Genomic DNA, 25,148 nt, shown 5'->3' with positions numbered 1-25,148 from the left:
CCGGAGCGGCACTGGGTTAATCGTCGAGGCGCTCTTCTAACTGGCGCACTTCGTAGGTGAGCTTGTCGAGGAACTGCATGCGCCGCATCAGGCGTTCGGCCTGTTCGCGTTGCGCTGCATCATCCCAACAGGCTGCGAAGCTTTCGTTGAGTTCTTCCTGAGCCACTTTCAAGCGACGCTTGAACACCGCGACACCGTCGAGGTCGGCACTGTCCTGGAGGTCTTCAAGCTCTTCGCGCCACTGCATCTGCTGCAGAAGAAACTCGGGATCATGGACCGTGACTTCCATCGGCACTTCATGCCCGCTGATGGTCAGCAGGTAGCGTGCACGCTGGGCCGGACTCTTGAGCGTCTGATAGGCGTCGTTGAGCCGAGCAGACTGCTCAAGTGCCGACCGCTGCTCACGCTCGGAAGCGTCGGCAAAGCGGTCAGGATGAACGCCGCGCGCCAACTCACGATAGCGCGTGGCCAACTGCTCGAGATCCAGACGGAAACTCGGTTGCAGCTCGAATAAAGCGAAATGACAAGGAATACCCACGACAAGCCTCAGATGTTGAAGCTTTCGCCGCAGCCACATTCACCGCGTACGTTGGGGTTGTTGAACTTGAAGCCTTCGTTCAACCCTTCCTTGACGAAGTCGAGCTCGGTGCCGTCCAGGTAGGCGAGGCTTTTCGGGTCGATGATCACTTTTTCGCCGTGACTTTCGAACACCTGATCCTCTGCAACCACCTCGTCGACAAACTCCAGCACGTAGGCAAGGCCGGAACAGCCTGTGGTGCGAACACCCAGACGAATCCCTTCACCTTTGCCGCGCCCGTCGAGGGAGCGCCGCACGTGTCGAGCAGCCGCTTCTGTCATGCTGATAGCCATCGGTGACTCCTTACTCGTCGCCAAATCCAGAAAGTCAGATCAAGCCTTTCTTCTGCTTGTAATCGCGAACAGCCGCTTTGATAGCGTCTTCAGCCAGTACCGAGCAGTGAATTTTCACTGGCGGCAGGGCCAGTTCTTCGGCCAGCTGAGTGTTCTTGATGGTTTCGGCTTCGTCCAGGGTCTTGCCCTTCATCCACTCGGTGGCGAGGGAGCTGGAAGCGATAGCCGAACCGCAGCCGTAGGTCTTGAATTTGGCATCTTCGATGATGCCGGCTTCGTTGACCTTGATTTGCAGACGCATTACGTCGCCGCATGCCGGAGCGCCGACCATGCCGGTGCCGACATCAGGATCTTCCGCGTTCATCTTGCCGACGTTGCGCGGGTTTTCGTAGTGGTCGATGACCTTTTCGCTGTAAGCCATGATTCTCAATCCTCACTCATCAGGGCCGCTCTTGAGACCCTGCAACTGCGCTGCGTAAACCGCCGCGTCGCTACAGGATCTGTATCCGGCGGCTTCTATATTTAGTGTGCCGCCCACTCGATTTTCGAGATATCGACGCCGTCTTTGTACATGTCCCACAGCGGCGACAAAGCGCGCAGCTTGGTAACGGCCTCGCAGACTTTCTGCGCGGCGTAGTCGATTTCTTCTTCGGTGGTGAAACGGCCGAAGGTGAAGCGGATCGAGCTGTGTGCCAGTTCGTCGTTGCGGCCCAGGGCGCGCAGTACGTACGAAGGCTCCAGCGACGCCGAGGTGCACGCCGAACCGGACGATACCGCCAGATCCTTGAGCGCCATGATCAGCGACTCGCCTTCAACGTAGTTGAAGCTCAGGTTCAGGTTGTGCGGAACGCGGGCGGTCAGGCTGCCGTTGACGTACAGCTCTTCCAGATGCTCGACCTGCTTGTAGAAGCGGTCGCTCAAGGCTTTGATACGGACGTTTTCGGCAGCCATGTCTTCTTTGGCCACACGGAACGCTTCGCCCATGCCGACGATCTGGTGGGTCGCCAGGGTGCCGGAACGCATGCCGCGCTCGTGACCGCCGCCGTGCATGGTCGCTTCGATGCGCACACGCGGCTTGCGGCTGACGTACAGCGCGCCGATGCCTTTAGGGCCGTAGGTTTTGTGGGCGGAGAACGACATCATGTCGACTTTCAGTTTCTGCAGGTCGATCTCGACCTTGCCAGTGGACTGAGCGGCGTCGACGTGGAACAGAATGCCCTTGGCGCGGAGCATTTCGCCGATCGCGGCGATGTCGTTGACGGTGCCGATTTCGTTGTTCACGTGCATCACGGAGACCAGGATAGTGTCTTCGCGCAGTGCCGCTTCAATCATCGCCGGAGTGATCAGACCGTCTTCAGTAGGCTCGAGGTAGGTCACTTCGAAACCTTCACGCTCCAGTTGGCGCATGGTGTCGAGGACAGCCTTGTGCTCAATCTTGGAGGTGATCAGGTGCTTGCCCTTGGAGCCATAGAAATGTGCCGCACCCTTGATTGCCAGGTTGTCGGACTCAGTGGCACCGGAGGTCCAGACGATTTCGCGCGGATCAGCGTTGACCAGATCGGCCACCTGACGACGAGCGTTTTCGACGGACTCTTCAGCTTTCCAGCCGAATACGTGGGAACGGGAAGCCGGGTTACCGAAGTTTCCGTCGACCAGCAGGCATTCACTCATTTTTTGCGCGACACGCGGGTCAACCGGGGTGGTCGCAGAGTAATCAAGGTAAATCGGCAATTTCATGGACTATCTCCTAAATCAGGGCTGGCGTGCCGCTAGCTCTCTGGCTGTCATTCGACGGCGGACGCTTCAATCTTGTCCAGGCGTGGCGCCTTGCTGTTGCAACGGCGCTGGTCCTGACGCTGGGCTACTTCTTGCACCTCACGGCGAGTCACAAGATCAGCCAAGCTGATACCACTTAGAAATTCGTGAATCTGCAGGCTCAAATCGCACCACAGATGATGAGTCAGGCACGTGTCGCCGGAATGGCAATCGCCCTGGCCCTGGCATTTGGTGGCATCGACCGATTCGTTTACCGCATCGATCACCTGGGCGACCTGGATGCCCTGCATGTCGCGGGACAACTGGTAGCCACCACCCGGGCCGCGAACACTGGAAACCAGGTTGCTGCGGCGCAGTTTGGCGAACAGCTGTTCGAGGTAGGACAGGGAGATGCCTTGGCGCTCGGAGATATCGGCCAGGGACACGGGCCCGTGCTGCGCGTGCAACGCCAGGTCAAGCATGGCGGTCACGGCGTATCGGCCTTTTGTAGTCAGTCGCATGGACAGTTACCACGGAGTTCAGAATGGGGCGAGTATGCAATTCCCGAGTATTTAAGTCAACTTTAAGACCTAGTACTTTAGTCAGGATTACCCGCAAAAGAGCGCGCGAATGATAGCAGGGTCTGCGGCCTAATGGCACACCGGCCGGCGCAAGCTTCTGTAGGAGCTGCCGCAGGCTGCGATCTTTTGATTTTGCTCTATAGAAGATCAAGGGATCGCAGCCTTCGGCAGCTCCTACACAGGGCTTAGCTTGCTTTGGATTCGTCTTTGCCTTTGACGCAGGCGAAGTCTTCTTCGCGCAGCTCAGGCAGATCTTTCGCACAGTAATTGCTGCCCAGATCCTTCAACGCGCCGCACATGCCTTCCAGCCGCCCGTCCACCGCTTGCAGATGATCAAGCAACTGACCGATGGCGCGCGCCACCGGGTCGGGCATGTCTTCGCTGACGCCGTAGGCATCAAAACCGATTTTCTCGGCCATGGCCTTGCGCTTGGCATCCTGCTCTTCGTCGGATTTGACGATGATTCGCCCCGGAATCCCCACAACAGTGGCGCCCGGCGGCACTTCTTTGGTCACCACGGCGTTGGAGCCAACCTTGGCACCTGCACCGACGGTGAATGGGCCGAGCACCTTGGCGCCCGCCCCCACGACAACACCGTCACCCAGCGTCGGGTGGCGTTTGCCTTTGTTCCAACTGGTGCCACCCAGGGTCACGCCCTGATAGATGGTCACGTCATCACCGATCTCGGCGGTTTCACCGATGACGATGCCCATGCCGTGGTCAATAAAGAAGCGTCGACCGACTTTGGCCCCAGGATGAATTTCGATCCCGGTCAACCAGCGACCGAAGTTCGACACCAGCCGCGCCAGCCATTTCAGCTCGTTGCGCCACAGCATGCCGGCCAAGCGATGGATCCAGATCGCATGCATGCCGGGGTAGCACGTCAGGACTTCAAAAGCGTTACGCGCCGCCGGGTCTCGATGGAACACGCTCTGGATATCTTCACGCAAACGCTCAAACATTGTTTAGTCCTTCCGCTTTAGAAGCTCACCACGGGCCGCTTTTTGGGTTTCCGTGAGGATGCCACGCAAAATATTCATTTCCGCCCGACTGACCGAGCTGCGTCCGTACAACCGGCGCAGGCGCGCCATCAAGTGCCGTGGTTTTTCCGGATCGAGGAATTCGATCGCGACCAGCGTTTGCTCCAGATGCTCATAAAAGCGCTCCAGCTCATCCATGGTCGCCAGCTCGGCGCTTTTCACCGAAGCCACTTCTTCTTTCTCGACCTTGCTCGGCTGACCTTGCGCGGCCAGCCAGGCCATGCGCACTTCGTAGCTCAACACCTGCACCGCCGCGCCGAGGTTCAGCGAACTGAACTCAGGGTCGGAGGGGATGTGCACGTGAAAGTGACATCGCTGCAGCTCATCATTGGTCAGGCCGGAGTCTTCACGACCGAACACCAAGGCGATTTCGGCGCCCTGCCCGGCTTCCTCGACCACTTTGGTGCCGCATTCGCGCGGATCCAGCAGTGGCCAGGGAATGCGGCGGTCACGGGCACTGGTGCCGAGCACCAGATTGCAGCCGACCAAGGCATCTTCGAGGGTGGCGACGACTTGTGCGTTTTCAAGGATGTCGCCGGCACCGGAGGCGCGAGCATCGGCCTCGTGATGCGGAAACAGGCGCGGTTCGACCAGCACCAATCGCGACAGACCCATGTTTTTCATGGCGCGCGCGGCCCCGCCGATATTGCCGGGGTGGCTGGTATTGACCAAGACGACACGAATGTTCTGCAGCAAGGGAGGCGCTCTCGGACACAGGAAAGGGGTGCAAATCTTACAGAACAGCCTACCGTTAAGCTATGAAAGCGAACAGCGTCCTTCACCTGAAGAAAAGTTCTGATAGAATGCGCGGCTTTCTTTAACAACCTTAGGTGACACATCCATGCAGCCCATGCTGAATATCGCGCTGCGCGCCGCCCGCAGCGCCAGTGAACTGATCTTCCGCTCCATCGAGCGCCTGGATACCATCAAGGTCGACGAAAAAGACGCCAAGGATTATGTATCCGAGGTCGATCGCGCCGCTGAACAGAAAATCATCGACGCGCTGCGCAAGGCTTACCCGAACCACTCCATCCGCGGTGAAGAGACTGGCATGCACGCCGGTACCGGCATCGAAGGCGAAGAGTACCTGTGGATCATCGATCCGCTGGACGGCACCACCAACTTCCTGCGCGGCATTCCTCACTTCGCTGTCAGCATCGCCTGCAAATACCGTGGTCGCCTGGAACACGCAGTGGTTCTTGACCCGGTTCGCCAGGAAGAATTCACCGCCAGCCGTGGTCGCGGCGCTCAATTGAACGGTCGTCGTCTGCGCGTCAGCGGTCGCACCAGCCTCGACGGCGCGCTGCTGGGCACTGGCTTCCCGTTCCGTGATGACCAGATGGACAACCTGGAAAACTACCTGGGCATGTTCCGCGCCCTGGTTGGCCAGACTGCCGGCATCCGCCGCGCCGGTTCGGCGAGCCTGGACCTGGCTTACGTAGCTGCCGGTCGTTTCGATGCATTCTGGGAGTCGGGCCTGTCCGAGTGGGACATGGCTGCAGGCGCCCTGCTGATTCAAGAAGCCGGCGGCCTGGTGAGCGACTTCACCGGCGGTCACGACTTCCTTGAAAAAGGCCACATCGTTGCCGGCAACACCAAATGCTTCAAGGCAGTTCTGACGGCGATCCAGCCGCACCTGCCGGCTTCGCTGAAGCGCTAAGCGTTACGCGAAACGAAAAAAGCGTCCTTCGGGGCGCTTTTTTTATGCCTGAATTTTACACCCACCCCCTGTAGGAGCTGCCGAAGGCTGCGATCTTTTGATCTTGGTTTTTAAAAGACAAAGATCAAAAGATCGCAGCCTTCGGCAGCTCCTACATTGGGAATAGGTTTCATGCGGGTACAAAAAAGCACCCCGCAGGGTGCTTCTTGTTAAAACAGTCGGTCTTTATTGACCCGGCTCATTCTGCGACAGAATCAACTTGCCTTCCTTGTCGACCGGAATCTGGTTGCCCGGATCACGATCCATGCGCACCTTGCCTTCCTTGCCGTCCAGCGAGTAACGCACGTCGTAACCAACGACCTTGTCGCTGATGTCATTCACGGTGTTACAGCGAGTCTGGGTGGTGGTGTAGGTGTCGCGATTCTGCATGCCTTCCTGCACTTTGTTACCGGCATAACCACCACCGACTGCACCAGCGACCGTGGCAATCTTCTTGCCGGTACCGCCGCCGACCTGGTTACCCAGCAAACCACCGGCTACCGCACCAATGGCGGTGCCGAGAATCTGGTGTTGATCCTTGACCGGCGCCTGGCGGGTCACGGCTACATCCTTGCACACTTCACGTGGCGTCTTGATCTGTGTTTTAACCGGTTCAACGGCCAACACTTGCGCATACTCAGGGCCGCTTTTAACCAGGCTGTAGGTGGCAACAGCACCCCCGGCAGTCACACCGACAGCACCCAATACCGCACCAACCAGCAACGACTTGTTCACATGAACCTCCTGACCATCACATGCGGGACACGCCCGCGCTTCTCCCAGCCTTGGAGCATAAAAAAAGGCGCGAGTTCAACTCGCGCCTTTCTTGGGCTGACAGCCGGGAAAACGATGACCGTTATGGACGGTCGTCGACTTCCTTCTCGGTGTTGGCCGGAGGAATCAGATCCTCGGTGGTCAGGTTCAGCCAGATCAGCACCACGTTGGCGATGTAGATCGACGAGTAAGTACCCGCCAATACACCGATGAACAGCGCGATCGAGAAGCCGAACAGGTTGTCACCGCCAAAGAACAGCAGCGCCGCGATCGCCAGCAAGGTCGAAATCGACGTCGCCATGGTCCGCAGCAGGGTCTGCGTGGTCGAGATGTTGATGTTCTCGATCAGCGTCGCCTTGCGCAGCACGCGGAAGTTCTCACGAACCCGGTCGAATACCACGATGGTGTCGTTCAGCGAGTAACCGATGATCGCCAGCACCGCCGCCAGCACCGTCAGATCAAAAGTGATCTGGAAGTACGACAGGATACCTACGGTCACGATCACGTCGTGAATCAGCGAAACGATGGCGCCGACCGCAAACTTCCACTGAAAGCGGAAAGCCAGGTAGATCAGGATGCCGCCGAGCGCCAGCAGCATGCCGAGGCCGCCCTGGTCGCGCAGTTCTTCACCGACCTGCGGGCCGACGAACTCGACACGCTTGACCGTCGCCGGGTTGTCGCCGCCGAGCTTCTGCAGCGCTTCCGCGACCTGATGGCCCAGCTGCGGGTCTTCACCGGGCATGCGCACCAGCAAATCGGTGGTTGCACCGAAGCTCTGCACGATGGCCTCGTGGTAACCGGAAGTCACCAGCTCCTCACGCACCTTGGTGACATCGGCCGGACGCTCGTAGGTCAGCTCAATGAGCGTACCGCCGGTGAAGTCCAGACCCCAGTTCATGCCCTTGTGGAAAACACTGAACAAGGCAATGACCGTGAGTAACACTGTGACGCCGAACGCAACGTTGCGAACGCCCATGAAGTTGATTGTACGTAACATGGCAGCCCCTTAAATCCACAACTTCTTGAAGTCACGTCCGCCAAAGATCAGGTTGACCATTGCGCGGGTCACCATGATGGCCGTGAACATCGAGGTAAAGATCCCGAGGGACATGGTCACTGCGAAACCTTTGACCGGGCCGGTGCCCATGGCAAAGAGAATCCCGCCGACCAACAAGGTAGTCAGGTTGGCGTCGAGAATCGCGGTGAATGCCCGGCCGAAGCCTTCGTTGATTGCACGCTGCACGGTCATGCCGGCGGCGATCTCTTCACGGATCCGCGAGAAGATCAGCACGTTGGCGTCGACCGCCATACCCATGGTCAGCACGATACCGGCGATACCTGGCAGGGTCAGTGTTGCACCCAGCAGCGACATCAACGCCAGCAGCAGCACCATGTTCACCGCCAGCGCGACAGTGGCAATGACGCCGAAGAAGCGGTAGATGGCGATGATGAACAGCGACACGAACAACATGCCCCACAGCGACGCATCGATACCTTTGGTGATGTTGTCAGCACCCAGGCTCGGGCCGATTGTGCGCTCTTCAGCGAAGTACATCGGAGCAGCCAGACCACCGGCACGCAGCAGCAGCGCCAGCTCGGACGACTCACCCTGACCGTTCAGGCCAGTGATGCGGAACTGAGCACCCAGCGGCGACTGAATGGTCGCCAGGCTGATGATCTTCTTCTCTTCTTTGAACGTCTGAACGGCGACGTCTTTCTCGACACCGTCGACCACTTGCTTGGTGTAAGTGGTAACCGGACGCTGTTCGATGAAAATCACCGCCATGCTGCGACCGACGTTCGAACGGGTCGCGCGGCTCATCAGCTCGCCACCGTGACCATCCAGACGGATGTTCACTTCAGGCGTACCGTGCTCGCCGAAACCGGCCTTGGCGTCGGTCACCTGGTCACCGGTGATGATCAGACCACGTTCGATCTGCGCAGCGGGACGATTGCCTTCACGGAACTCGAAAGTCTCAGAAGTGGCTTTCGAAGCACCCGGCTCAGCAGCCAGACGGAACTCAAGGTTGGCCGTCTTGCCGAGAATACGCTTGGCTTCGGCAGTGTCCTGCACGCCCGGCAGTTCAACCACAATGCGGTTGGCGCCTTGACGCTGAACGATCGGTTCGGCAACACCCAGCTCGTTGACGCGGTTACGTACCGTGGTCAAGTTCTGCTTGATGGAGTATTCACGGATTTCCGCCAGCTTGGCCGGGGTCATCGCCAGACGCAGCACCGGTTGACCGTTGAGGTCGGCCGGAACAATGTCGAAATCGTTGAAGTTCTTGCGGATCAGTGCACGGGCCTGTTCGCGGGAATCTTCATCGCTGAAGCCCAGCTGAATGGCACCGCCCAGTTGCGGCAGGCTGCGATAGCGCAGCTTCTCTTTGCGCAGCAGGCTCTTGACGTCGCCTTCGTAGACTTTCAGGCGTGCATCGAGGGCTTTGTCCATGTCCACTTCCAGCAGGAAGTGCACACCACCGGACAAGTCCAGACCCAGCTTCATCGGGTGCGCGCCCAGATTGCGCAGCCATTGCGGCGTGGTCTGTGCCAGGTTCAGCGCGACGACGTAGTCATCACCCAATGCCTTGCGCACAACGTCTTTGGCCGGCAGCTGATCTTCAGCCTTGGTCAGACGGATCAGGCCGCCCTTGCCATTTGCCGCCAGCGTGGCCGCCTTGACGTTGATCCCGGACTCCTTGAGCGCAGTGCTCACACGATCCAGATCAGCCTGATTGACTTGCAGCGCAGTGCTTGCACCGCTGACCTGAATGGCCGGGTCATCAGGGTATAGATTCGGAGCGGAATAAATCAGACCGATCGCCAGCACCGCCAGGATCAGAATGTATTTCCACAGAGGATATTTGTTCAGCATCACGCCGCCCGTTATGACGCGGGGCGCCTTGCGCGCCCCGTCGATTGAGTAGAAGTTGTTGCTCTTAGATCGCTTTCAGCGTGCCTTTTGGCAGCGTGGCGGCGATGGCGCCTTTCTGGAACTTCATTTCCACGGTGTCGGAAACTTCCAGAACCACGAAGTCATCGGCAACTTTGGTGATCTTGCCGGCGATGCCGCCAGTGGTCACAACTTCGTCGCCCTTCGCAAGGCTGCTCAGCAGGTTCTTCTGCTCTTTGGCGCGCTTGGCCTGTGGACGCCAGATCATCAGGTAGAAGATGACCAGGAAGCCGACCAGGAAAATCCACTCGAAGCCGCCGCCCATTGGGCCTGCAGCAGCCGGTGCAGCTGCGTCAGCCATGGCGTTAGAGATAAAAAAGCTCATTTAGCACTCCAGTTGCAAATGTTGAATCTTGGGGTCAGAAAACTCAGTCCAAAGGCGGAACGGGGAGCCCGCGTTTGGCGTAGAAGGCATCGACAAAGGCGGCCAATGTACCCTGTTGAATAGCCTCGCGCAAACCAGCCATCAGCACCTGATAATGGCGCAAGTTATGGATGGTATTGAGCATGCTTCCCAGCATTTCGCCGCACTTGTCCAGGTGATGCAGATAAGCGCGAGAGAAGTTCTGGCAGGTATAGCAATCGCAGGTCGGATCCAGCGGCGATTCATCATGGCGATGGAACGCGTTACGGATCTTCAGCACGCCGGTATCAATGAACAGATGCCCATTGCGGGCATTACGGGTTGGCATCACGCAATCGAACATGTCCACACCGCGGCGCACACCCTCAACCAGATCTTCCGGTTTGCCAACGCCCATAAGGTAACGAGGTTTGTCAGCCGGCATCATGCCCGGCAGATAATCCAATACTTTGATCATCTCGTGCTTCGGCTCGCCCACCGACAGACCACCAATGGCCAGGCCATCGAAGCCGATTTTGTCGAGGCCTTCGAGCGAGCGCATGCGCAGATCCTGGTGCATGCCGCCCTGAACGATACCGAACAGCGCTGCGGTGTTTTCACCGTGGGCATTTTTCGAACGTTGAGCCCAGCGCAGCGACAATTCCATGGAGATCCGCGCGACGTCTTCGTCAGCCGGGTACGGCGTGCATTCGTCGAAGATCATCACGATGTCGGAGCCGAGATCGCGCTGTACCTGCATCGATTCTTCCGGCCCCATGAACACTTTGGCGCCGTCGACCGGAGAAGCGAAGGTCACACCCTCCTCCTTGATCTTGCGCATTGCGCCGAGGCTGAATACCTGGAAGCCACCGGAGTCAGTGAGGATCGGGCCTTTCCACTGCATGAAATCGTGCAGGTCGCCGTGCTCCTTGATCACTTGGGTGCCAGGGCGCAGCCACAGGTGGAAGGTGTTACCCAGAATGATTTCCGCGCCAGTGGCGACGATGTCACGTGGCAACATGCCCTTGACCGTGCCGTAGGTGCCCACCGGCATGAACGCCGGGGTCTCGACGGTGCCACGCGGGAAGGTCAGACGACCACGACGGGCCTTGCCATCGGTGGCAAGGAGCTCAAAGGACATGCGACATTCGCGACTCATTCTGTTTCCTCTGGGCCGGTTTCTTTAGGGGCAGTAGGTGCGGGATTACGGGTGATGAACATCGCATCACCGTAGCTGAAAAAGCGGTAACCGTTGTCGACGGCGGCCTTGTAGGCGGCCATGGTCTCGGGATAACCGGCAAATGCCGACACCAGCATCAACAGCGTGGATTCCGGCAAATGAAAGTTGGTCACCAGGGCGTCGACCACATGGAACGGCCGGCCCGGGAAGATAAAGATATCGGTGTCGCCACTGAACGGCTTGAGCACACCATCGCGCGCGGCACTTTCCAGCGAACGCACGCTGGTGGTGCCGACAGCAATCACTCGACCACCGCGCGCACGGCACGCAGCGACTGCGTCGACCACGTCCTGGCCGACTTCCAGCCACTCGGTGTGCATATGGTGATCTTCAAGCTTCTCGACGCGCACCGGCTGGAACGTCCCCGCGCCCACGTGCAGCGTGACGAACGTGGTCTCGACGCCCTTGGCGGCAATCGCCTCCATCAGCGACTGATCGAAATGCAGCCCCGCCGTCGGCGCCGCCACCGCGCCGAGACGCTCGGCGTACACGGTCTGATAACGCTCGCGATCCGAGCCTTCATCCGGGCGGTCTATATAAGGAGGCAACGGCATGTGCCCGACGCGGTCGAGCAGCGGCAACACTTCTTCAGCGAAGGCCAGCTCGAACAACGCATCGTGACGCGCGATCATTTCAGCTTCGCCACCACCGTCGATAAGGATCTTCGAACCCGGCTTCGGCGACTTGCTGGAGCGCACATGGGCCAGCACGCGGTGCGAATCGAGCACGCGTTCGACGAGGATTTCCAGCTTGCCGCCGGACGCTTTCTGCCCGAACAGCCGCGCCGGAATCACCCGGGTATTGTTGAACACCATCAAATCGCCCGGGCGCAAATGCTCAAGCAAATCAGTGAATTGACGGTGTGCAAGTGTGCCGCTCGGCCCATCAAGGGTCAGCAGGCGACTACCGCGACGCTCGGCCAAAGGGTGGCGGGCGATCAGCGAATCAGGGAGCTCGAAAGTAAAGTCAGCAACACGCATGATGGGGTTCGTCTAGCAGGGCCGGAAAGTTTAGCGGAAATATCGAAAATAGACCATGAAACGTGATTGACCAACGGTAATCTCATCTCTATACTTCGCCGCCATTGAGCCCTGATGGCGGAATTGGTAGACGCGGCGGATTCAAAATCCGTTTTCGAAAGGAGTGGGAGTTCGAGTCTCCCTCGGGGCACCAAAATTAAGAAAGGTCTTGCTTAGCAAGGCCTTTTTTTTCGCCTGCAATAAAGCCCTTGCCCCTGCAGGAGCTGCCGCAGGCTGCGATCTTTTGACTTTCAGCTTCTCGACCGACGAAAACCCCAAGGATCAACACCATGGAAACGTCACTGGAAACAGTCGCCCTCTTCTCCCTCAAGCTCGCGTACGAGGAAGAAGGCCTGAGCCCGATCCTGCGCGATGACATGGTCATGGGTGAATACCAGCGGGATATTTTCGAGTTGTTGGTGAAACGTGGCGATGTCGAGACTATTCAATTCAAGATGAATGAGTGCCTCGGCCTGGCGCTGGATTCATTGGGCGGTGTCGAGAAACCGCTCGGGCGTGAGTTGCACAAGCTGTCGGCGGACTTCAGCCAGGCGCAGTCGCTGGAGCAGCTCGATCAGCCGCTCCTCGCGCTCAAGGTTTATCTGAAGGACATTCTTTGATTGAGCGCGTCGCGCGCGCTTACAGCAGATGTCTGGAGATGTACTTGGAAATCTCCACCATCGACGTCTTGCCGGTGAATTCGAACTTCACCTTGCCCAGCGACGAAAAGTAAATCTCCAGCTCCGAGTCCAGATCAAACGTCCCTGACGTTTCCACGGAATAGGCGACGATGTTCTTGTACGGCAGCGAAGTGAAATCCTTCTTGCTGCCCGTGATGCCCTGGACGTTGACGGCGATGATGCGTTTGTTGGTAAACACCACGCCATCGCGCATGGCCTTATAAGAGTCGATCACCTCTTCCCCTTCCAGCAACAGGGCGCTGACGCGCTCGGCGTATTCGTCGTTCTGCTTGAGTTTGAAGAAACCCTTGTTGTTGAAGTCGATCATCTGTCCATCCTCTGGTTGAAGAAAAATCCTGTCCTTCATCACTATTGCCCACCGTTTGGCACCGATGAAGAGAGTGGCGCGACGCTACTATTTTGTTATCTTGCCGTCCATCTTCAGCGCGACTGATCAACACGCGCTGCCTCAGGATTTTTGCAGGTTAAGGAAAGGATCGAATGGCGTTTCTGTGTCTACTCGCATTTCTGGCGACATGGGGTTTAATGTGGCGCTGGGTGGTGAAGAACCGCGGCAACTGGAATCTGTTTTTCGGCAACGTTCTCGGCGCGGGGGCGGGTTTTATTGTCGGTGTCGTGGTGTTTTCCATCTCGCTGGCGCTGTTCACGCCGGAGCTTAAAACTGCAAAAAAACAGGTTCAAGAGACGGTGACTCAAGAGGTCGCGCCGGCTGCGCCGAAGCCTGAGCCTGTTCCTGCGCCGGCCCCTGTTGCTGTCGCGCCACCCGCACCCGCACCAATCCCTGCACCGGCACCGGCACCGGCACCGGCACCTGCGCTGGACAACTTTCCGGCCTTTGTTGCCGGCAAACCGCAGAATGAGCCTTCGCCACCCGAGTCCGCGTTGCTGCCGAACTACAGCAGTCGTCTGACCAGCACGGTGTTCGAGAAGCCGATTACGGATGCGCTTGGCCAGGACTTCGTCGCCCTGCGCAAAATGCTCGGCAAGGACCCGGAGGCCGATAAGTCCATGATGGCGGCGGTGATGTGCGCGCCTTTCCTGCACGGTGCAATGCGCTTCCCGGCCACGACGGTCGTTGCCCCGCAAATCACCAACAAAAACCAGCGCTTCAAGGATCAGATCTACACCATCAGCAATAACGTCAGCGCCCGCAATATGCTCGGCGACGATGTGAGCTATCGCTACACCTGCACCGTTCAGCCCCTGGCGGGCAGCACTGCAGAAAATACCGAATGGCGATTGCTCGATCTGAAGCTGAAGAAGGCTGAATCTTAAGTCTCGCTTAAGGGTTGCAGGCGCCGGCTGCGCTATCATCGCCGGCTGTGCGCCTTGAGCCTTGCCCACCGATGTCCCGACTTTTAGCTGACCCTTCCTTGCTGCCACCGGTTTTGGCCGGCCCACTGCTGCGCCGACTCGAACCGACTCGACTGGTCATGTGGTTGGTCGGCACGCGCCCGTTGTCACTGGTCTTGCGTCTGCACGGTGTAGGAGACATTCCTCTCGATGGCGAGAAATGCACGGTGGTTCCTGTAGGCCGTCATGCATTTGTCCATCTCATCGACGTCCCCCTTGAAGGCGCCCTGCCCTTCGACACGCGTATCGACTATGACCTGCTGATTGACGGCGCGATGGGCATCGCCGAATGGGCGCCACATCTGCTGTATGGCGATGCGAAGTGCCCGAACTTCGTCCTGCGTTCGCGCATTGATCAATTGCTGCACGGCTCCTGCCGCAAACCGCATCACCCAGCGGCGGACGGTTTGCTCTGCGTCGATCAACTGTTGGCCGCCGAAACCGAACCGCACGAGCGCCCCGCCCTGCTGATGATGAGTGGCGATCAGGTGTATGCCGATGACGTCGCTGGCCCGATGCTGCGCGCGATTCATGCCTTGATCGAGCGTTTGGGCCTGTTCGACGAACACCTCGAAGGCGCCGTGGTCAGTGACAGCGCCAAGCTTTACGACCACCCGGCCAGCTATTACCACCGTGCGGATTTGTTACCGGCGCTGGAGAGCAACGAGACATTGCGCGAGCGATTTTTCGGCGGCGCGCGTAAGCCGATTTTCACCAGCAGCAGCGCCGACAATCACCTGGTGACGTTCGCCGAAGTCATGGCGATGTACTTGCTGGTATGGGCACCGACCGCATGGACGTTGGTCGAGCCAACGGCGCCGACGCTGACGCCCGAACGGCTCGAGCGCTACGCCCTGGAACAGACGCGGATCGACGGTTTCAAGGCAGGTCTGGGCAACGTCGCCCGGGCATTGGCGCATCTGCCGAGCCTGATGATTTTCGACGATCACGACATCACCGACGACTGGAATCTTTCCGCGCAATGGGAGGAAACGGCCTACGGCCATCCGTTCTCCAAGCGCATCATCGGCAACGCCTTGATCGCTTATATGTTGTGTCAGGGCTGGGGCAATAACCCGGATGCCTTCAAGGATCTGCTGGAGAAAACCCTTGGCTTGAGCGCCAGCGGTGATGATCAATACCTCGACAGCCCGGTGCAGGACGAACTGATCGACGACCTGCTGCGCTTTCAACATTGGCATTTCGTACTGCCCACCCGTCCGGCGCTGGTGGTCATCGACACCCGCACCCGCCGCTGGCGCAGCGAAATGGCGCTCAAGCAACCGTCCGGTCTGCTCGACTGGGAGGCCTTGAGCGAACTGCAACAGGAACTGCTCGATCATCCCTCGGCAATCATCGTTTCACCGGCGCCGATCTTCGGTGTGAAACTGATCGAGACGGTGCAGAAAGTCTTCAGTTGGTGCGGTTATCCATTGCTGGTCGATGCGGAAAACTGGATGGCCCATCGCGGCGCAGCACAGGTGATCCTGAACATTTTCCGACACTCGCGTACACCGGGTAATTACGTGGTGCTGTCCGGCGATGTGCATTATTCCTTCGTCTATGAAGTGCTGATCCGCCACCGCAAGGCCGGTCCGCGCATCTGGCAGATCACCAGCAGCGGCATCAAGAATGAATTCCCGAAAACCCTGCTGGAATGGTTCGACCGCCTCAACCGCTGGCTCTACTCCCCGCGTTCGCCGCTGAACTGGTTCACCAAACGCCGGCTGATGCGCATCGTGCCGTACACCCCGGAACACGCAGAAGCGGGTGAACGGTTGTGGAATTCGGCGGGGATCGGTCAGGTGTTTTTCAATGAGCAGGGGCAGCCGCGGGAAATCATTCAGCACAATTCGAACGGGGCGGCGAAGACGCGAATGCTGGCGCCGGATCTGGCGGATTATCCGGACTGACGCGCACCTTTCCAATGTAAGAGTGAGCCTGCTCGCGATTGCGGTAGACCATTCAAAATGAATAGCGCCTGATACACCGCTATCGCGAGCAGGCTCACTCCTACAGGGGTTTCAGTTGCGCGTCAGTTCGCAGACACCGCCCGCCCCACGCCTCTGACAATCATCTCCACCTCCCGCTCATCAATCGTCAGCGGTGGCAGCAGCCGTATCGTCTTGCCTCGCGTGACGTTGATCAGCAGCCCATGATCGCGCGCGGCAATCAGTGTCAGATCGCGCACCGGTTGTTTCAACTCGATACCGATCATCAAACCCTGCCCGCGAATCGTCAGCACATTGGGGTTGTCCGCCAACTCTGCGCGCAGGCGGGTCAACAGGCGCTCGCCCTGAACTCGTGCGTTGTCCAGCAGCCCTTGTTCCTCGATGATATCCAGCACTGTGCAAGCGACCCGGCAGGCCAGCGGATTGCCGCCGAATGTGCTGCCATGGCTACCGGGCGTGAACAGATCTGCCGCCCTGCCCCGCGCCAGGCAAGCACCGATCGGCACGCCGTTGCCCAACCCCTTCGCCAAGGTCATGACGTCGGGAACGATGCCTTCGTGCTGAAACGCAAACCACTGACCCGTGCGGCCGATGCCGGTCTGGATCTCATCAAGCATCAGCAGCCAAGCGTGGCGATCACATAATCCACGAAGCGCTTTCAAATAGCCGGCAGGCGCCAGTTGCACACCGCTTTCACCTTGAATCGGCTCGACCAGAATCGCCACGATGCGCTCGCCGTGTTGACGCTGCAGTTGCTCCAGCGCAGCGAGATCACCAAACGGGACCTTGATGAAATCTCCCGGTAATTCATTGAAGCCCAGCCGCACCGCCGGGCCATCGCTGGCGGACAACGTGCCGAGGGTACGGCCATGGAAAGCGTTGGCCATGACCACCACCAGCGGCTGTTCGATGCCTTTGCGCCAACCGTACAACCGCGCCAGTTTAAGCGCGGTCTCGTTGGCCTCGGCACCGGAGTTATTGAAGAACGCCCGCTGCATCCCCGACAACGCGGTCAGCCGCTTTGCCAGCTGTTGTTGCCAGTCGATGCTGTAGAGATTGGAGGTGTGCAGCAGCAAGCCCGCCTGCTCGCTGATCGCCGCAACGATACGCGGGTGCGAGTGGCCAACATTGGTCACCGCGACCCCGGCAACCGCATCCAGATACTCGCGACCGGCCTGATCCCACAGGCGAGTGCCCAGGCCTTTGGTGAAACTCAGGGCCAGCGGTTGGTAGGTGTTCATCAGGGCGGCGGTCATGACTTCAAACTCCAGTGAAGGTCGGTGTGATGTCAGTATGGTTAGCCACCAGAACTGGATAAACTCGCTACAACTTCATTCATTTAAAAGCAGGGCTTGATAATGGACCTGTTCCAGTCGATGAGCGTGTACGTCAAAGTCGTCGAAGCCGGCAGCATGACGGCGGCGGCGCTGCAGTGCGACATGTCGACAACCATGGTCGGCAATCATCTACGGGCGCTGGAGCACCGGCTCGGTGTGCAACTGCTGCAACGCACCACCCGACGGCAGCGCCTGACTGAGTTCGGCAGCGTCTACTACCAGCGTTGTCTGGATGTCCTGGGGCTGGTGGCCGACTCCGAACGTCTGGCCGAACAAGCACTCGATGAACCCCGTGGCCTGTTGCGCATTACCGCGCCGCTGACCTTCGGGGTAGAACGCCTGGCACCGGCGCTGAGCGATTTTTCCCTGCAATACCCGCAGGTGAAGATGGATGTGGTACTGACCAACAGCCGTCCGGACCTGCTGGAAAGCGGCCTCGACGTAGCGTTTCGGCTGGGTCATTTCGAGGAGTCGAACCTGATCGCCCGTCCCTTGATCGATTACACCCTGACCGTGTGCGCCTCCCCGGAATATGTGGCCCGCCGTGGTATGCCGAAAACCCCTGAGGACCTGCAACAACACGACTGCCTGTCGTTCGCCTATCCTGCTGGCGACGATTGGCAATCGGTGGAAAAGCGCTGGCGCCTCAGCGGCCCGGACGGAGAAATTCTCGTCGACGTCAGCGGGCCAATGCTGATGAATACGTCAGCCGGGTTGCATCAGTCTGCACGCACCGGCATGGGCATCGTGATGCTGCCCGATGCACTGGTGGAACAGGATTTGCGCGAGGGCAAACTGGTGATCGTGGTTGCCGACTACCAACCTCCCAGCCGTCCCCTGCATTTGCTGTACGCCCCGGATCGCTATCGCCTGCCGAAGCTGCGCCGCTTCGTCGAATTCGCGATGCAGACGTGGGGCAGATCCTGACATCAAGGGATAGGCCAGTCTCGAACAACTGCTGACAAGGAGTCGAACCATTGATGAACGACAATCTGAGCGTACGCGACCTGCGCCCTGACGAGGTGGAGTCGGTACGGCTGTTCCTCGGGCAACATGGCTGGGGTCACCGCACCGGTTCCAGCGAACACTTCATGCAACTGATCAACAACTCTCAACGCACGGCGGTTGCCCTGCGCAGCGCCCGCATCGTTGGCTTCGCCCGGGGCATCACCGACGGCTTGTCCAACGGTTACCTGTCGATGGTCGTGGTCGACGACCAGCACCGACGCGCAGGCATTGGCCGCAAACTGGTCGAGCATGTCATGGGCGATAACCCCGACATCACTTGGGTATTGCGCGCCGGGCGGGAGGGTGCCGAGGCTTTTTTTGCCCGCTTGGGTTTCGAGACGTCGGTGATTGCCATGGAGCGGCCGCGATTAAAATAAGCGGCGTTCACCCTGGCAACGGATATGATCTGCCTTCTCTTTCCGGCATGGACGCTGTGCGATGCTCGTCACTCTTCAAAATACTCCCTTGTGGGTTTATGCCGTTTTTCTGGTTCTGCTGTATTTCGGCCTCAAGACCCTCAAACCTCAACACGAAAGCCCGCTGTCCCTGCTGTCGACCCCGCTGGTGTTATTGGCGTGGTCGCTGTTGTCGTTGAACCTGACGAATGACCCAGGTCTGACCCTCAGCGGCTGGCTCATTGCTTTGTTACTCGGCGCCCTGTCGGCATGGCTGATTTTCCCCAACAAGGGGATAAATCTTGATGATCCGGAAACCGGGCTGGTCGTGCCGGGCACCTGGACAGCGCTGATTCTGCTCCTGCTTTTTTTCGCAGTGAACTACTACTTCGGCTATCAGGATGACGTGTACCCAGAGCGGGCTGCCGCCCCGGATATGGTGTTGCTCAAAGCCGCAGCATCGGGCTTTATCAGTGGTCTGATCAGCGCTCGCTCACTGAAATATTACCGTTTGCTGCGCACCCTTCAGGCTCATCGCCCGCCATTGGGCGCCCGATGATTCAGGAGCCGCTTTTCACCAGCACCGGTTTTTCCTGATAACGCTGGGCAAACACCTGCTTCAGATTCGCCACCTTCGGCATGTCGTTAATCACGATATAGGGATAGCTCGGGTGCTCGGTCAGGAAATCCTGGTGATAGTCCTCCGCCGGGTAAAAGCCGTTGTAGCTTTCCAGCTGGGTGACGATGGGTTTGTTGAACGCATGCGCCGCATCGAGTTGCGCGATGTAGGCCTGCGCGACCTTCTGCTGATCGGCGTTGACCGGGAACAGCGCCGAGCGATATTGCGTGCCGCTGTCCGGGCCCTGCCGATTAAGTTCGGTAGGGTTATGCGCCACCGAAAAGTAGATCTGCAGCAGGCTGCCGTAACTGACCTGCGCCGGATCGAAGGTAACTTGCACCGACTCGGCATGGCCCGTATCGCCCTCGCTGACACGTTCATATTCCGCCGTATTCGCCGCGCCGCCGGCGTAACCGGAGACGGCTTTCTGCACGCCTTTGACGTGCTGAAAAACCCCCTGCACACCCCAGAAACAGCCGCCGGCAAATACCGCCGTTTCGCTGTGCGCCTGAGTGACTTCGTCGAGGGTTGGCGGAGGAATGATCACCGCGTCTTCTCCTCCCAGGGAGAACGCTGAAACCTGGCCGATCACGCCTGCCACCGCGACTCCCAACAACATACGACGCCATGTAATTTTCATTGCAATGACTCCTGATTAGCCGAAGGTAAAGGCGTAGGCCGACACGCCCGGGTCAAGAAACTCGATGCTGAAGGTTCGATCCTGCACAGCCTCGGTCTGTCGCACCAACTGATACAGGCGTTGCTCGGTGACGCGGCCCGTGCCGTCAGGGGCAACGTCGACGCCATGGGCATCCGCCGGCACCTGACCGTCGATCAACACTTTGAAGCGCACCGGTTTGCCCTCCGCGCCCGGCCCCAGGACCAAATGCAGGTCACGGGCATGGAAGCGATAAACGATGCGGCTCGCCGGGGCACTGGCCGTCGCGCGCTCGGCACCGACGCTCCATTGACCACCAAGGCTCCAGTCATTCAGCGCGAGATTCGCCGGTGGGGTATAAGCCGCAACCTTGTCAGGCACCAGGCTGGTGTCCGGTACGAAATGTTCCGCACGCTGGTAGCCGACATAGGTTTCCGGTGATTGCGCTTCGCGCATGTCCGGGGCCAGTTGCACGCCCTTCGCGTCGGCATTGATCAAACCGTCCGCAACGGTTTTCGCACCGGCTTCACGCAACAATTGCTGGATGACGCGCTCCGATTCGGCGTAGTCGCCTTCGCCAAAATGGTGGTAACGAATGCGTCCCTGAGCGTCGGCAAAGTAATGCGCCGGCCAGTACTCGTTGTTGAAGGCTCGCCAGATCCTGTAGTCGTTGTCGATCGCTACCGGGTAGTTGATACCGAGTTCCTTCATGGCTTTGGTGACGTTGCCGACGTCACGCTCGAAAGCGAATTCCGGCGCGTGTACACCGATCACCACGAGGCCCTGATCGCGATACTTCTCGGCCCAGGCTTTGACGTACGGCAGGGTGCGCAGGCAGTTGATGCAGGAGTAGGTCCAGAAATCCACCAGCACCACTTTGCCCTTCAACGCCTGGGCATCCAGCGGTGGAGAGTTAAGCCATTGCACAGCACCATCGAGCGGCGGCAACTGCCCTTCGACCGGCAACGTGCCCGGTGCTTTCGCGGCCATTTTCATCGCGCCGCCCGCAGCCATCATGCTGCCGTTGGCCGAGTCATCTGCCGGCGGGATCTGAGCCATCATCGTGCCGTTTGTATTAGCGGATTTGCCCGAAAGCTTGCCGACCAATGTCTGTTCCAGCCCACCGGTAGACGCCGTCGATAACCGAGCGAGAATCCCGGTATCGAGCCCCAGTGCAATGGCCGCTACGCCGGCCAACATCAACGCGCCGAGGCCACGTCGAATCCACTCACCGGTGCCGATCGAGCGCTTCATCAGCGCAAAGACCTTAGCGCCGAGCAGCAACGCCGCCGCCAGTGAAGTGGCGGCACCTGCCGCGTAGGCGAGCAACAACAGCGTGGTGGCGATGCTTGCCCCCTGCAGTGCGGCGCCCGTCAGAATCAGCCCCAGAACCGGCCCCGCGCAAGGTGCCCAGAGCAGCCCCGTGGCGACCCCGATCAGAAACGAAGCGCCGGGACGCGGGCGATTGTCCTGCCCGGCGGCCTCCGACAGACGACTGCCGGCCGACACCAGCGGCCGGGTCAGACGCTCGGCCACACGCGGCAGCAGCAAGGTCAGCCCGAACAGTGCAACGAACAGCAACGCGAGCCAGCGCCCGTACTGATTGACTTGCACCACCCAACCGCCGCCCACCGCCGCCAACGAGGCGACGAGCGCAAAGGTCAGCGCCATCCCCGCCAGCAGCGGCAAGCCACTCTTGATAAACGGCTGCCCGGTGCGAGCGAAGACAAAAGGCAGAACCGGCAGGATGCACGGGCTGACGATCGTCAGCACACCACCGAGATAAGCGAGAACCAAGAGCCACATAAATTCGTCCTGTGTGAAGTGAAGATCGCGAGCGGGTCATGACTCAAGCCGCCACGGCTTTGAAGGTCATCGCCAGGCCATTCATGCAGTAACGCAGGCCGGTAGGCTTGGGCCCGTCATCGAAAACATGGCCCAGATGGACGCCGCAGCGGCGACAGTGAACCTCGTCGCGGGACATGCCGAACGAGCGGTCCTGACGCGTGGCCACTGCATGTTCCAGCGGCGCCCAGAAACTCGGCCAGCCAGTACGGCTGTCGAATTTGGTCGCCGAGGAAAACAGCGCCAGAGCACAGCCGGCACAGGCAAAAGTGCCGGTGCGATGTTCGTTGTTGAGCGCGCTGGTGTAGGCCCGTTCGGTGCCTTCGTCGCGCAGGATCTGATACTGCTCGTCACTGAGGATCGAGTGCCATTGACTGTCGCTGTGAGTCACTTCGAACGCTTCGTCTGCCCGCGCTTCACTGACCAGCGCCGTGCTGGTCGACAATTTTGGCAATACACCCGCGACCAGGGCTGCAACCCCTAGCCCGCCGCCCGCTAACAGAATCTGTCGCCTTGAAAACATGGCCGTCTCCCGAAATTCCAGATGCCCTTTCTGGAACACAGCCTAGGCTTGGTTTGATCGCCAAATCCTCACGGGAAGTTAACGAATTCGTGATAACTCGCCCCGAGGAAAACCCGCACAATGCGCCTTATCGCGCCGAAGGATTGAGCTTCATGGAACAGACCAAACGCGTTCTCGTGGTCGAGGACGACCTGCACATCGCCGACCTCATTTGCCTGCATCTTCGCGATGAACAATTTGAGGTGACGCACAGCGCCGACGGCGACGAGGGCATGCGCCTGCTACAACAAGGTCACTGGGATGCACTGATCCTCGACCTGATGCTGCCGGGGGTCGACGGTCTGGAAATCTGCCGCCGCGCCCGGGCGATGGCCCGCTACACACCGATCATCATCACCAGCGCTCGCTCCAGTGAATTGCATCGCATCCTTGGCCTGGAACTGGGCGCCGACGATTACCTTGCCAAGCCGTTTTCGATGCTCGAACTGGTGGCGCGGGTCAAAGCCTTGCTGCGCCGTGTTGACGCGATGGCGCGCAATCTGAAGATGGACGCCGGTAGCCTCAGCCTGGATGGGCTGACCATCGACCCGATCACCCGCGATGTCAGTCTCGAGGGGCAGCGCCTCGATCTGACGCCACGGGAGTTTGACCTGCTGTATTTCTTCGCCCGGCAACCGGGCAAAGTCTTCTCGCGCATGGACCTGCTCAACGCTGTCTGGGGTTACAGCCACGAGGGCTACGAACACACGGTCAACACCCACATCAATCGCCTGCGGGCGAAGATCGAAAAAGACCCGGCCCAGCCCTCTCGCATCCTCACCGTGTGGGGTCGCGGTTATAAATTCGGTACCGAGCAGCCATGAAACTGACCCTGACGCAGCGCCTGTCCGTGGTATTCGCCGTGTTGCTGCTGGTGTGCTGCGGCACGTCGGCATGGTTGCAGGTGCGCTCCAGCAAGATGCATGAACTGGAAGTGGTGCAGGGGCTGTCGCGGGATCTGGCGCAACACATCGCCCATGACACGGTGTTGATGGACAGCAACGGCCTGATGCCCGGTGCCGTGCGCGCGTTGTTCAGCCAACTGATGCTGGTCAACCCGAGTGTCGAGGTGTATCTGCTCGACACCGAGGGACGGATCGTCGGCAATGCCGCACCGGAGGGCCGGATTCGCCGGCAGCAGGTTGATCTGGCGCCGATCCGCCAACTGCTCGACGATCAGCCTCTGCCGATCCTCGGCGACGATCCGCGCAGCGCTGATGGCCGCAAGGTATTCAGCGCCGCGCCGTTACGGGTCAACGGTAAACCTGCCGGTTATCTGTACGTGGTGTTGCTCAGCGAAGAACATGACCGTTTCGCCGAGCGCGGGGCGACCAGCGCTGCGCTCAACACTGCGCTGCTGTCGATCGGGCTGGTGGCGTTGCTGTGCCTGATTGCCGGTCTCACGGCGTTCAATCTGATAACCCGGCCGCTGCGGCGACTGACCGAAACGGTCAGCCGTTTTGATATTGATGGTGCGCCGCAGCCCGTACCGGCACCTGTGGATAAATCAGCTGACCCGGATGAAATCGCGGTCCTCGACGCGGCTTTCCGGCAGATGCAAAACCGCCTCGGCGAGCAATGGCGTTCATTGACGCGCCAGGATCAGGAACGCCGCGAACTGGTGGCGAACATTTCCCACGACCTGCGTACGCCGCTAGCCTCGCTACACGGTTATCTGGAAACGTTGTCATTGAAGGACGCCACACTGTCCCCGGAAGAGCGCCGTCGTTATCTGGGCATTGCCCTTGATCAAAGCCGCAAAGTCGGTGGTCTGGCGCAATCGCTGCTGGAACTGGTGCGTCTGGAGCACGGTTTCGTGCAACCGGTGCTGGAGCGGTTTTCCCTGATCGATCTGGTGCAGGACATCTTTCAGAAATTCGAACTCACCGCCGAAGCGCGGCAGGTGGAATTGAAGGCGCATTTCGTGCCGAACCTGCCAACGGTCTGTGCCGACCTCGGGTTGATCGAACGGGTACTGACCAATCTGATGGACAACGCTTTGCGCCATACGCCTCAGGGCGGTGAAATCGAACTGGACCTGAAACCCCACGGTGCGCTGGTCGACGTCACGGTCAGCGACACCGGCCCGGGGATTGCGCCTGAACTGCGCGAAGGCCTGTTCCTGCGGCCGTTCAATATCGGCGGCGCACGGCGTGATGGTGGATTGGGCCTGCGCATCGTGCACCGTATCCTGCAATTGCACGGGCGCGAGATTCAGTTGCTGGACATCGGCGGGCGCGGTGCAACATTTCAGTTTTCGCTGCCAACAGACCCGCAAACCGCCGAACAATGGATGGTGCGCTCAATGAACCTGAACACCCCGGGCAAATAGTTGGGACCGCCGGCCCGTTGCTCCGTGACAACGCCGCCGCGCTCCCCTAAATTAGTCGGCCTGAAAAAGCCCTCGGGCTTGCTCATCTCCACTCAAGTTAAATAGTAGTGAA

27 protein-coding genes and 1 tRNA gene are annotated in these 25,148 nt (G+C 59.4%); 10 read left to right on the top strand and 18 right to left on the bottom strand.

All coding sequences use genetic code 11. The annotated features are described in order from the left end of the window. Positions 1–16 precede the first annotated feature (16 nt). The 7 genes from hscB to trmJ all read right to left on the bottom strand — a co-directional run bounded on the left by hscB (position 17) and on the right by trmJ (position 4,942). Positions 17–538 carry a co-chaperone HscB gene (gene hscB / locus ACZZ0B_RS02585; protein ID WP_008084660.1) on the bottom strand — a complete coding sequence of 174 codons (522 nt, stop codon included), beginning with the start codon at positions 536–538 and terminating at the stop codon, positions 17–19. An 8-nt stretch (positions 539–546) separates the two neighbouring features. After that, positions 547–870 carry an iron-sulfur cluster assembly protein IscA gene (iscA, locus tag ACZZ0B_RS02580; protein ID WP_003227904.1) on the bottom strand — a complete coding sequence of 108 codons (324 nt, stop codon included), beginning with the start codon at positions 868–870 and terminating at the stop codon, positions 547–549. Positions 871–904: 34 nt separating this feature from the next. Beyond that, on the bottom strand, positions 905–1,291 hold the full coding sequence (iscU, locus tag ACZZ0B_RS02575; protein WP_046820395.1) for a Fe-S cluster assembly scaffold IscU: 387 nt from the start codon (positions 1,289–1,291) through the stop codon (positions 905–907). Between the two features lie 101 nt (positions 1,292–1,392). Beyond that, positions 1,393–2,607: an IscS subfamily cysteine desulfurase gene (locus ACZZ0B_RS02570; protein ID WP_008084662.1), complete on the bottom strand. Its 1,215-nt coding sequence runs from the start codon at positions 2,605–2,607 to the stop codon at positions 1,393–1,395. Between the two features lie 47 nt (positions 2,608–2,654). Beyond that, a complete protein-coding gene (iscR, locus tag ACZZ0B_RS02565) occupies positions 2,655–3,146 on the bottom strand; it encodes a Fe-S cluster assembly transcriptional regulator IscR (protein WP_003227911.1) in 492 nt (163 codons plus the stop codon). Positions 3,147–3,391: 245 nt separating this feature from the next. Continuing rightward, on the bottom strand, positions 3,392–4,168 hold the full coding sequence (cysE, locus tag ACZZ0B_RS02560) for a serine O-acetyltransferase (RefSeq protein WP_007916901.1): 777 nt from the start codon (positions 4,166–4,168) through the stop codon (positions 3,392–3,394). A 3-nt stretch (positions 4,169–4,171) separates the two neighbouring features. Next, the gene (trmJ, locus tag ACZZ0B_RS02555; RefSeq protein ID WP_277759169.1) at positions 4,172–4,942 is read right to left on the bottom strand and encodes a tRNA (cytosine(32)/uridine(32)-2'-O)-methyltransferase TrmJ; all 771 of its coding nucleotides are present in this window, start codon (positions 4,940–4,942) and stop codon (positions 4,172–4,174) included. Positions 4,943–5,087: 145 nt separating this feature from the next. Between trmJ and suhB the strand changes: the two genes are divergently transcribed. After that, the gene (gene suhB / locus ACZZ0B_RS02550) at positions 5,088–5,906 is read left to right on the top strand and encodes a type III secretion system regulator SuhB (protein ID WP_008084666.1); all 819 of its coding nucleotides are present in this window, start codon (positions 5,088–5,090) and stop codon (positions 5,904–5,906) included. A gap of 225 nt (positions 5,907–6,131) precedes the next feature. Here suhB and ACZZ0B_RS02545 read toward each other — a convergent pair whose 3' ends face one another. From ACZZ0B_RS02545 to queA, 6 genes are all read right to left on the bottom strand, one after another. Beyond that, on the bottom strand, positions 6,132–6,680 hold the full coding sequence (locus ACZZ0B_RS02545) for a glycine zipper 2TM domain-containing protein (RefSeq protein ID WP_008084667.1): 549 nt from the start codon (positions 6,678–6,680) through the stop codon (positions 6,132–6,134). 121 nt (positions 6,681–6,801) lie between these two features. Then, entirely contained in the window at positions 6,802–7,716 is a 915-nt protein-coding gene (gene secF / locus ACZZ0B_RS02540) for a protein translocase subunit SecF (RefSeq protein ID WP_463544309.1), read from the bottom strand. A 9-nt stretch (positions 7,717–7,725) separates the two neighbouring features. Next, positions 7,726–9,594 (bottom strand): protein translocase subunit SecD, encoded by a 1,869-nt coding sequence (secD, locus tag ACZZ0B_RS02535; RefSeq protein ID WP_158829282.1) that lies wholly within the window; start codon positions 9,592–9,594, stop codon positions 7,726–7,728. 64 nt (positions 9,595–9,658) lie between these two features. Beyond that, entirely contained in the window at positions 9,659–9,997 is a 339-nt protein-coding gene (gene yajC, locus ACZZ0B_RS02530) for a preprotein translocase subunit YajC (RefSeq protein ID WP_003227923.1), read from the bottom strand. A gap of 43 nt (positions 9,998–10,040) precedes the next feature. Then, entirely contained in the window at positions 10,041–11,156 is a 1,116-nt protein-coding gene (gene tgt / locus ACZZ0B_RS02525) for a tRNA guanosine(34) transglycosylase Tgt (protein WP_162130783.1), read from the bottom strand. A gap of 14 nt (positions 11,157–11,170) precedes the next feature. After that, positions 11,171–12,235 (bottom strand): tRNA preQ1(34) S-adenosylmethionine ribosyltransferase-isomerase QueA, encoded by a 1,065-nt coding sequence (gene queA / locus ACZZ0B_RS02520; protein ID WP_426619189.1) that lies wholly within the window; start codon positions 12,233–12,235, stop codon positions 11,171–11,173. Positions 12,236–12,343: 108 nt separating this feature from the next. Here queA and ACZZ0B_RS02515 point away from each other — a divergent pair. Together ACZZ0B_RS02515 and ACZZ0B_RS02510 are read left to right on the top strand one after the other, a co-directional pair. Next, positions 12,344–12,428: transfer RNA gene (locus tag ACZZ0B_RS02515), tRNA-Leu, on the top strand. A 136-nt stretch (positions 12,429–12,564) separates the two neighbouring features. Beyond that, complete coding sequence (locus tag ACZZ0B_RS02510) at positions 12,565–12,894, top strand: hypothetical protein (protein WP_463544308.1); 330 nt, start codon at positions 12,565–12,567, stop codon at positions 12,892–12,894. 19 nt (positions 12,895–12,913) lie between these two features. Here the strand turns inward: ACZZ0B_RS02510 and ACZZ0B_RS02505 are convergent, their stop codons facing one another. Continuing rightward, a complete protein-coding gene (locus tag ACZZ0B_RS02505; RefSeq protein ID WP_463544307.1) occupies positions 12,914–13,282 on the bottom strand; it encodes a PH domain-containing protein in 369 nt (122 codons plus the stop codon). A gap of 173 nt (positions 13,283–13,455) precedes the next feature. On the opposite strand from ACZZ0B_RS02505, the gene ACZZ0B_RS02500 reads away from it, so the two are divergent. Beyond that, positions 13,456–14,250 (top strand): hypothetical protein, encoded by a 795-nt coding sequence (locus ACZZ0B_RS02500; protein WP_463544306.1) that lies wholly within the window; start codon positions 13,456–13,458, stop codon positions 14,248–14,250. 71 nt (positions 14,251–14,321) lie between these two features. Then, on the top strand, positions 14,322–16,241 hold the full coding sequence (locus tag ACZZ0B_RS02495; protein ID WP_463544305.1) for an alkaline phosphatase D family protein: 1,920 nt from the start codon (positions 14,322–14,324) through the stop codon (positions 16,239–16,241). A 122-nt stretch (positions 16,242–16,363) separates the two neighbouring features. Here the strand turns inward: ACZZ0B_RS02495 and ACZZ0B_RS02490 are convergent, their stop codons facing one another. After that, entirely contained in the window at positions 16,364–17,536 is a 1,173-nt protein-coding gene (locus ACZZ0B_RS02490; protein WP_463544304.1) for an acetylornithine/succinylornithine family transaminase, read from the bottom strand. Positions 17,537–17,638: 102 nt separating this feature from the next. Here ACZZ0B_RS02490 and ACZZ0B_RS02485 point away from each other — a divergent pair, with 102 nt between their 5' ends. From ACZZ0B_RS02485 to ACZZ0B_RS02475, 3 genes are all read left to right on the top strand, one after another. Next, the gene (locus tag ACZZ0B_RS02485; protein ID WP_463544303.1) at positions 17,639–18,544 is read left to right on the top strand and encodes a LysR family transcriptional regulator; all 906 of its coding nucleotides are present in this window, start codon (positions 17,639–17,641) and stop codon (positions 18,542–18,544) included. 53 nt (positions 18,545–18,597) lie between these two features. After that, positions 18,598–19,002 carry a GNAT family N-acetyltransferase gene (locus ACZZ0B_RS02480; protein WP_463544302.1) on the top strand — a complete coding sequence of 135 codons (405 nt, stop codon included), beginning with the start codon at positions 18,598–18,600 and terminating at the stop codon, positions 19,000–19,002. 61 nt (positions 19,003–19,063) lie between these two features. Then, a complete protein-coding gene (locus tag ACZZ0B_RS02475; protein ID WP_463544301.1) occupies positions 19,064–19,579 on the top strand; it encodes a hypothetical protein in 516 nt (171 codons plus the stop codon). Position 19,580: 1 nt separating this feature from the next. Here ACZZ0B_RS02475 and msrA read toward each other — a convergent pair whose 3' ends face one another. The 3 genes from msrA to msrB are packed head-to-tail and all read right to left on the bottom strand — an operon-like array spanning position 19,581 to position 22,665. Further along, the gene (msrA, locus tag ACZZ0B_RS02470) at positions 19,581–20,279 is read right to left on the bottom strand and encodes a peptide-methionine (S)-S-oxide reductase MsrA (RefSeq protein ID WP_008084782.1); all 699 of its coding nucleotides are present in this window, start codon (positions 20,277–20,279) and stop codon (positions 19,581–19,583) included. Between the two features lie 15 nt (positions 20,280–20,294). Continuing rightward, complete coding sequence (locus ACZZ0B_RS02465; protein WP_463544300.1) at positions 20,295–22,103, bottom strand: cytochrome c biogenesis protein DipZ; 1,809 nt, start codon at positions 22,101–22,103, stop codon at positions 20,295–20,297. A gap of 43 nt (positions 22,104–22,146) precedes the next feature. Continuing rightward, positions 22,147–22,665, bottom strand: coding sequence for a peptide-methionine (R)-S-oxide reductase MsrB (msrB, locus tag ACZZ0B_RS02460; protein WP_463544299.1), 519 nt, complete (start codon positions 22,663–22,665; stop codon positions 22,147–22,149). A 152-nt stretch (positions 22,666–22,817) separates the two neighbouring features. Between msrB and ACZZ0B_RS02455 the strand changes: the two genes are divergently transcribed. Further along, complete coding sequence (locus ACZZ0B_RS02455; RefSeq protein ID WP_008084787.1) at positions 22,818–23,528, top strand: response regulator transcription factor; 711 nt, start codon at positions 22,818–22,820, stop codon at positions 23,526–23,528. Further along, a complete protein-coding gene (locus ACZZ0B_RS02450; RefSeq protein ID WP_463544298.1) occupies positions 23,525–25,036 on the top strand; it encodes a sensor histidine kinase in 1,512 nt (503 codons plus the stop codon). The genes ACZZ0B_RS02455 and ACZZ0B_RS02450 overlap by 4 nt, the downstream gene beginning before the upstream one ends. Positions 25,037–25,148: the final 112 nt, after the last annotated feature.

The sequence above is a fragment of the Pseudomonas sp. AC247 genome (assembly GCF_979258015.1).
Note: the sequence above shows the minus strand (reverse complement) of the source record. Positions and strands in the feature narration are given on the sequence as shown.